Genomic DNA, 8,946 nt, shown 5'->3' with positions numbered 1-8,946 from the left:
GTTGGTAGAGCTGCTGGACGAGAGAAGTGGCCAGAGGCTCGCCGGCCAGGTTGACGACGCGGACGGAGGAGGGAAGGCCGCCGGAGCGCAACAGCTCCGACATGGCGGAGGGGACGGTGTTGACGAGAGAGACGCGCTGAGCGGCCGGGAGAGAGGGCAGCTCCAGGGCGTTGTTGGCCAACACGACAGTGCCACCGAGGCTCAGGGGTAGGAAGAGCTCGAAGACGGAGAGGTCGAAGGCGATGGAGGTGGAGGCGAGCAGGCCGGAGAGAAGCTCCGGAGAGAAGACAGAGCGGGCCCAGAAGAGGAAGGAGACGGCATTGCGGTGCTCGATGGAGACGCCCTTGGGGCGGCCCGTGGAGCCCGAGGTGTAGATGAGGTAGGCGAGGTTGGAGCTTGCGGCCGCACGAGGGGGATTGCTGGTGCTGGCGCGAGACAAAACCTCAGAGTCCTTGTCGAGCAGGAGGACGTGGGCGGAGTGAGGCGGGAGGCTGTCCGTCACCGTGGACTGAGCGACGAGGAAGCGAAGCTGGGCATCCTCAATGATGAAGCCCAGACGCTCGCGAGGGTAGGCAGGGTCCAGCGGGACGTAGAGGCCACCGGCCTTGAGGATGCCGAGCAGACCGACGACGAGGTCGGCTGAGCGCCTGGAGCAGATGCCGACGGGAGTCTCGGGACCGACGCCCAGAGCACGCAAGGAGTGGGCGAGCTGGTTGGCGCGAGCATTGAGCTCGGCGTAGGTGAGGGCTCGAGCGCCATCGACGAGGGCCTCGGCGTGAGGAGTGCGCTCGGCCTGGGCCTCGAAGAGCTCGTGGAGGGTGGCCTCGCGCGGGTAGTCGAGAGGGAGGTCGTTCCACTCGACGAGGAGCTTGTGCTTCTCGGCGGAGGAGAGCAGGGGCAGGTCGGAGAGACGGGAGTCCGGACGAGCGACAGCGGCCTCGAGGAGGATGCGCAGGTGCTCCATGGCGCGGGCCACGGTGTCGCGCTCGAAGAGGTCGGTGTTGTACTCGAGGCCACCGGCGAAGCCGTTGGGCGTATCGCTGAGCGCGAGCGTCCAGTCGAACTTGGCCGTGCCGCTGGACTGCGGCAGCGAGCGCAGGGTGAGACCCGGCAGAGAGAGCGTCTCGGAGGGAGTGTTCTGCAGGATGAACATCACCTGGAACAAGGGAGGGCGGCTGAGATCGCGCTGGGGATGGAGCTCCTCGACGAGCTTTTCGAACGGCATGTCCTGGTGCTCGTAGGCGCCCAGGGTGGTGTCGCGCACCTGCTTCAGCAGGTCGTGGAAGGAAGTCTCCGGGGAGAAGCGCGAGCGCAGGACGAGGGTGTTGACGAAGAAGCCGATGAGGCCCTCGAGCGCGGTGTCGCGGCGGCCGGCGATGGGCGAGCCGACGGAGATGTCGTCCTGGCGAGAGTAGCGATGCAGGAGCACCTGGAAGCCGGCCAGCAGCGTCATGAACGGAGTGACGCCGAGGCGGGTGGACAGGGACTTGATGGACTCGGATAGCTCCTTGGAGAAGGAGACGCGCAGGCTGGCACCGCGGAAGGTCTGGACGGGGGGCCGGGGCTTGTCGGTGCTCAGCTCCAGATGGGGCGGAGCGTCACCCAATTGCTGCTTCCAGTAACTCAGCTGCGAGTCGAGCACCTCGCCCTGGAGCCACGAGCGCTGCCAGAGAGCGAAGTCCGCGTACTGGATGGGTAGGGCAGGCAGAGAAGGCTGCTTGCCGGAGGCGAAGGCGGCGTAGAGCGAGGCGACCTCACGCACGAGCACGCCCATGGACCAACCGTCGGAGACGATGTGGTGCATGGCGACGATCAACACGTGGTCGTCGGAGGCCAGACGCAACAGCGAGGTACGCAGGAGCGGGCCATTGGCCAGATCGAAGGGCCGCAGGGCCTCCTGGTGGATCAGCTCTCGGGCCCGGTCCTCACGCTTGGAGGCCGGCACGTCCTGGAGGTCCAGCACATCGAGCGGAATGGAGAGCGACGGCGCGATGAGCTGGATGGGCTGGCCATCGCGAGAGGAGAAGGTGGTGCGCAGGGACTCGTGACGGCGCACGAGCTCCTCGAAGGCCTGGCGCAGGGCCTCGGTGTTCAACTGACCGGAGAGCCGGAGAGCGGAGGGGATGTTGTAGACGGCGCTGCCGGGCTCGAGCTGATCGAGGAACCACAGCCGTTGCTGGGTGAAGGCGAGCGGAATGTCTCCCGTGCGCTTGATGGAGATCGGGATCGAAGCCCGCGGAGCGCTCCGTGAGAGCCGGGCCTCGTCGATCTTGAGAGCGAGAGCGGACAGGGTGGGAGCCTCGAAGAGGGCGCGAACGGGCAGCTCGACTTCGAAGGCGGTGCGCAGGCGAGAGAGGACGCGAGTGGCCAGCAGGGAGTGGCCACCCAGCTCGAAGAAGTTGTCCTCGGCTCCGATGCGAGGAACAGAGAGGACCTCGGCCCAGATGGCGGCGAGCTTCTCCTCGGTGGGAGTGCGCGGGGCGATGTACTCGGCGCCGGAGTCCTGAGGGGCCTCCGGGGCGGGCAGGGCCTTGCGGTTGATCTTGCCGTTGGGGGTGAGAGGCAACTGCTCGAGCACGACGAAGGTGGAAGGCACCATGTGCTCGGGCAGGTGCTGCTTGAGGTGGGCGCGAAGCTCGGCGGTGGTGGGAGCCTGCTGACCGGAGGCAGTGAGGTAGGCGACCAGACGCTTGTCGCCGGGTCTGTCCTCGCGAGCGACGACGACGACCTGGCGAACGCCGGGGTGCTTGTCGAGGACGGTCTCAATCTCACCGAGCTCGATGCGGAAGCCACGCACCTTGACCTGGAAGTCGGTGCGGCCGAGGTACTCGAGGTTGCCGTCGGAGCGGTAACGGGCGAGGTCGCCGGTGCGGTACATGCGAGCACCGGGGAGAGAGCCGAAGGGGTCGGGGAGGAACTTCTCGGAGGTGAGCTCGGGGCGGCCGAGGTAGCCGCGGGAGACACCGGCACCAGCGATGAAGACCTCACCGGGCACGCCAATGGGGACGGGCCGCAGGTGAGAGTCGAGCAGGTAGACCTGAGTGCCGGAGATGGGCCTGCCGATGGTGGCGGGCTTGTCGGAGTGGCGGAGGGTGAAGGTGGAGTAGGTGGTGGTTTCGGAGGGCCCGTAGAGGTCGTAGACGAGAGAGAGACCGGGCTGTTGGTAGAGCTGCTGGACGAGGGAAGTGGCCAGAGGCTCACCGGCCAGGTTGACGACCCGAACGGAGGAAGGAAGGCCGCCGGAGCGCAGCAGCTCCGACATGGCGGAGGGGACGGTGTTGACGAGGGAGACGCGCTGAGAGGCGGGGAGGGTGGGCAGCTCCAGGGCGTTGCCCGCGAGGATGACGGTGCCGCCGAGGCTCAGGGGTAGGAAGAGCTCGAAGACGGAGAGGTCGAAGGCGATGGAGGTGGAGGCGAGCAGGCCGGAGAGGAGCTCCGGGGAGAAGACGGAGCGAGCCCAGAAGAGGAAGGAGACGGCGTTGCGGTGCTCGATGGAGACGCCCTTGGGACGGCCCGTGGAGCCCGAGGTGTAGATGAGGTAGGCGAGGTTGCTGTTGGTGGCCGCACGAGCAGGGTTGCTGGAGCTGGCGCGCGACAGTGCCTCGGAGTCCTTGTCGAGCAGGAGGACGTGAGCGGAGTGGGCTGGGAGGCTGTCCGTCACCGAGGACTGGGCGACGAGGAAGCGGAGCTGGGCATCCTCGATGATGAAGCCCAGACGGTCACGGGGATAGGCGGGGTCCAGCGGGACGTAGAGGCCACCGGCCTTGAGGATGCCGAGCAGACCGACGACGAGGTCAGCCGAGCGCCTGGAGCAGATGCCGACGGGAGTCTCGGGACCGACGCCCAGGGAACGCAGGGAGTGGGCGAGCTGGTTGGCGCGGGCATTGAGCTGCGCGTAGGTGAGGGAGCTCGAGCCATCGACGAGGGCCTCAGCGTGAGGAGTGCGCTCGGCCTGGGCCTCGAAGAGCTCATGGAGGGTAGCGTCGCGCGGGTAGTCGAGAGGGAGGTCATTCCACTCGACGAGGAGCTTGTGCTTCTCGGCGGAGGAGAGCAGGGGCAGGTCGGAGAGACGGGAGTCCGGACGAGCGACAGCGGCCTCGAGGAGGATGCGCAGGTGCTCCATGGCGCGAGCCACGGTGTCGCGCTCGAAGAGGTCGGTGTTGTACTCGAGGCCACCCGCGAAGCCATTGGGCGTGTCGCTGAGCGCGAGCGTCCAGTCGAACTTGGCCGTGCCACTCTTCATCTCCAACTGCTTCATGGAGAGACCCGGCAGCGACAGCGTCCCCACCGGTGCGTTCTGCAGGATGAACATCACCTGGAACAAGGGGGAGCGGCTGAGGTCACGCTGGGGCTGGAGCTCCTCGACGAGCTTCTCGAAGGGCATCTCCTGGTGCTCGTAGGCAGCCAGGGTGGTGTCGCGCACCTGCATCAGCAGGTCGCGGAAGGAAGCCTCGGGGGCGATGCGCGAGCGCAGGACGAGCGTGTTGACGAAGAAGCCGATGAGCCCCTCGAGCTTGGTGTCTCGGCGGCCGGCGATGGGGGAACCGACGGAGATGTCGTCCTGGCGGGAGTAGCGGTGCAGGAGCACCTGGAAGGCCGCCAGCAGCGTCATGAACGGAGTGACGCCAGCGCGCGTGGACAGGGACTTGATGGAGTCGGAGAGCGCCTTGGGAATCGCCACGGGCAGGCTGGCACCGCGGAAGGTCTGGACGGGGGGCCGGGGCTTGTCGGAGCTCAGCTCCAGATGGGGCGGAGCGTCACCCAATTGCTGCTTCCAGTAACGCAGCTGCGAGTCGAGCACCTCGCCCTGGAGCCACGAGCGCTGCCAGAGAGCGAAGTCGGCGTACTGGATGGGCAGGGCGGGCAGGGTCGGCTGCTGGCCGGAGGCGAAGGCGGCGTAGAGCGTGGCCACCTCGCGCACGAGCACGCCCATGGACCAACCGTCGGAGACGATGTGGTGCATGGCCACGAGCAGCACGTGGTCCTCCGGCGCCATGCGCAACAGCGAGGTGCGCAGGAGCGGACCGTTGGCCAGGTCGAAGGGGCGCAGGGCCTCTTGGCGGATCAGCTCTCGGGCCCGGTCCTCACGCTCGGCGGCGGGCAGGCTCTGGAGATCCAGCACCTCGAGCGGAATGGAGAGCTCCGGCGCGATGATCTGGATGGGCTGGCCATCGCGAGCGGCGAAGGTGGTGCGCAGGGCCTCGTGGCGGCGCACGAGCTCCCCGAAGGCGTTGCGCAGGGCCCCGGCGTCCAATCTGCCGGAGAGCCTCAGCGCGGTGGGGACGTTGTAGACGGCGCTGCCGGGCTCGAGCTGATCGAGGAACCACAGCCGCTGCTGGGTGAAGGCGAGCGGAATGTCTCCCGTGCGCGGCTCCGGACGCAGCTCGGGCGCTTGCTGCTGCACGCTCCGGGCCTGGTGCCCTCGCGCCTCATCGATCCTGCGGGCGAGCTCGGCGAGCGTGGAGGCCTCGAAGAGGGCTCGCACGGGCAGATCCACCTCGAAGGTGCTGCGCACTCTCGAGATGACCTGGGTGGCGAGCAACGAGTGGCCTCCCAGCTCGAAGAAGTTGTCCTCGGCACCGGCGCGAGGCACGGAGAGCACCTCGGTCCAGATGCGGGCGAGCTGCTCCTCGGTGGGGGTGCGCGGGGCGATGTACTCCGCGGTGGAGACCGTGGCCTCCGGCACGGGTAGCGCCTTCCTGTCCACCTTGCCGTTGGGCGAGATGGGCAGCTGCTCGAGCATCACGAAGGCCGAGGGCACCATGTACTCGGGCAGGTGCTGCTTGAGGAAGGTGCGCAGCTCGGCGGCGGTGGCCTGGGCCGACGGCACGACGTAGGCCACCAGGCGCTTGTCGCCGGGCCTGTCCTCGCGGGCGATGACGATGGACTGGCGCACGGCCGGGTGCCGATCGAGGACGGACTCGATCTCGCCTGGCTCGATGCGGAAGCCGCGCAGCTTCACTTGGGAGTCGAGGCGGCCGAGGAACTCGAGCGTACCGTCGGAGAGCCAGCGCACCTTGTCACCGGTGCGGTAGAGCCGCTCGCCCGGGGTGTGGGCGATGGGATTGGGGACGAAGCGCTCGGCGGTGAGTTCCGGACGGTGGAGGTAGCCCCAGGCGAGGCCATCGCCGCCGATGTACAGCTCACCGGGCACTCCCGTGGGGACGGGCTGCAGCCGCTCGTCCAGCACGTACACCCGCGTGTTGGAGATGGGCCGGCCGATGGACACCGTGTGGCCCACCTGCTCCGGGCGGGTGAGCACATGGGTGGTGGCGAAGGTGGTGCTCTCGGTGGGTCCGTAGCCGTTGACGAGCTGGCCTCGCGTCAGCCGCGCCTTCACGCGCTCGGGAACGAGCACGTCACCTCCAGCGAGCACCTGGCGCACGTGCGCGAGGGCCTCGGACTGCGTGGCCACCATCTGATCGAAGAGGGCGGCGGTGAGCCACAGGGTGGTGATGTGGTGCTTGCGGAGCGCCTGCCCCAGCTCCTCGAACGAGGGCGCGTGCGGGGAGAAGACGACGAGCTTGCCGCCGTGCAGCAGGCTGCCCCACAGCTCGAAGGTGGCGGCGTCGAAGGAGATGGGGGCCAGCTGCAGCATCACCTCGCGCGGGCCGAAGTCGGCGAAGCGCGAGCCCATGACGAGCCGCACCACGCTGCGGTGGGGAATGCACACGCCCTTGGGCCGGCCCGTCGAGCCCGACGTGTACATGACGTACGCCAGCGTGTCGGCTGTCACCCCGGCATGCACGGGCTCCTGGCTCTCCCGGGCGATCTCCTCCCATTCGGCGTCGACCAGCACCCGGCGCGCCTCGCCAGGCGGCAGGCGCTCGGCGAGGTGGCGCTGGGCGAGCAGCAGCGGAGCGCGCACGTCCTGGAGCATGAGCTCCAGGCGCTCGCGCGGGTAGCCGGGATCGAGCGGGACGTACGCGCCGCCGGCCTTGAGGATGCCGAGCGTGGCGATCACCATCTCCAGCGAGCGCTCGATGCACATGGCCACGGGCGTACCGGGCTTCAGGCCCAGGCGCCGCAGGTGCCGGGCGAGCTGGTTGGCGCGCGAGTCGAGCTGGCGGTAGGTGAGGGTTGTCCCCTCGAACTCCACGGCGATGGCATCCGGAGTGCGCGCGGCCTGGGCCTCGAACAGCTCGTGGATGCTGGCGTCGCGCGGGTAGTCGACGCGGGTGTCGTTCCACTCGACGAGGAGCCTGTGCTTCTCGGCCTCCGTGAGCAGCGGCAGCCGGGACACCGACGTCTCGGGCGAGGCCACCGCGGCCGAGAGCAGCATCCGCAGGTGCTCGGCCATCCGGGCGATCGTCGCCGGCTCGAAGAGGTCGGTGTTGTACTCGATGTTCCCGCGCAGCCCTCGCGGCGTCTCCTGCATGAAGAGGGATAGATCGAACTTGGAGATACTGCCCTCGAGCTCCAGGGGCGCGAGGGTCAGCCCGCCGAGTGCCAGCTGGGACACCGGGAGGTTCTGCAGGGCGAACATCACCTGGAAAAGCGGTGTACGGCTGGGATCGCGCTGGGGCTGGAGCTCCTCGACGAGCTTCTCGAAGGGCATGTCCTGGTGCTCGAAGGCGCCCAGGGTGGTGTCACGCACCTGGAGCAGCAGGTCGCGGAAGGAGGCCTCGGGAGCGATGCGCGAGCGCAGGACGAGCGTGTTGACGAAGAAGCCGATGAGGCCCTCGAGCTCGGTGGTGCGGCGGCCGGCGATGGGAGAGCCAACCACGATGTCGTCCTGGCCGGAGTAGCGAGACAGCAGCGCCTGGAAGCCGGCCAGCAGCGTCATGAAGAGGCTGACGCCGTGCTGCTTGCTGGTGGCGGTGAGCGCTTCGGAGAGCTCGGGCGGGAGGGCGAAGGTGTAGCGCGCGCCGCGGAACGTCTGGGTGGGAGGACGCGGCTTGTCCGTGGGTAGCTCGAGGTGTGCCGGAGCGCCGGAGAGCTGCTGTTTCCAGTAACGCACCTGGGCATCGAGGGCCTCGCCGCGCAGCCACGAGCGCTGCCAGCGAGCGAAATCGGGGTACTGGATGGGCAGGGGCGGCAGGGCAGGCCGCTGGCCGGAAGCGAAGGCGGCGTAGAGCGTGGCCACCTCGCGCACGAGCACGCCCGTGGACCAGCCGTCGGAGACGATGTGGTGCAGGGTGACGAGCAGGACATGGTCAGTCGGGGTCAGGCGCAGCAGGCTCGTGCGCACGAGCGGGCCGCGAGCCAGGTCGAAGGGGCGCAGGGCCTCCCGGCGGACCAGCTCGCGGGCCTGGGCCTCGCGCTCGGAGGCGGGCATGTCCTGAAGGTCCTGCACCTCGAGTGGGAGGGAGAGGGCCGGAGCGATGACCTGGACGGGCTTGCCGTCGCGAGAGGAGAAGGTAGTGCGCAGGGACTCGTGACGGCGCACGAGCTCCTCGAAGGCGTGGCGCAGGGCCTGGATGTCCAGGGCGCCGGAGAGCCGGAGGGCCGCGGGGATGTTGTAGAAGGGGCTGCCGGGCTCGAACTGATCGAGGAACCACAGCCGCTGCTGCGAGAAGGAGAGCGGAATGTCGCTCGTGCGCTGCATCGGACGCAGCGCGGGTGCTCGCGGTGCGTTCTGGTGCTGGCGGCTGAGGGCGTCGTCGATCCTGAGGGCGAGGGAGGAGAGGGTGGGGGCCTCGAAGAGGGCGCGGACGGGCAGCTCCACATGGAAGGTGGAGCGGACGCGGGAGACGACCTGGGTGGCGAGCAGGGAGTGGCCACCGAGCTCGAAGAAGTTGTCCTCGGCGCCGACGCGAGGAGCGGAGAGGACCTCGGACCAGATGGCGGCGAGCTTCTCCTCGGTGGGAGTGCGAGGGGCGACGTAGGCGGTGGAGGAGCCGGAGTCGGAGGACTCGGGAGCAGGCAGGGCCCTGCGGTTGACCTTGCCGTTGGACGTGAGCGGGAGCTGCTCGAGCGTCACGAAGGCGGAGGGCACCATGTACT

Annotated in this window: 1 protein-coding gene; it reads right to left on the bottom strand. The window is 68.7% G+C overall.

What is annotated here, in order from left to right; translation table 11 throughout:
• Positions 1–8,946, bottom strand: an 8,946-nt coding sequence (locus DAT35_RS57675) for a non-ribosomal peptide synthetase (protein WP_146210346.1), incomplete at both ends; no start/stop codon positions are given.

It is taken from the genome of Vitiosangium sp. GDMCC 1.1324 (assembly GCF_003044305.1).
In the GTDB taxonomy this organism is placed as follows: domain Bacteria; phylum Myxococcota; class Myxococcia; order Myxococcales; family Myxococcaceae; genus Archangium.
Note: the sequence above shows the minus strand (reverse complement) of the source record. Positions and strands in the feature narration are given on the sequence as shown.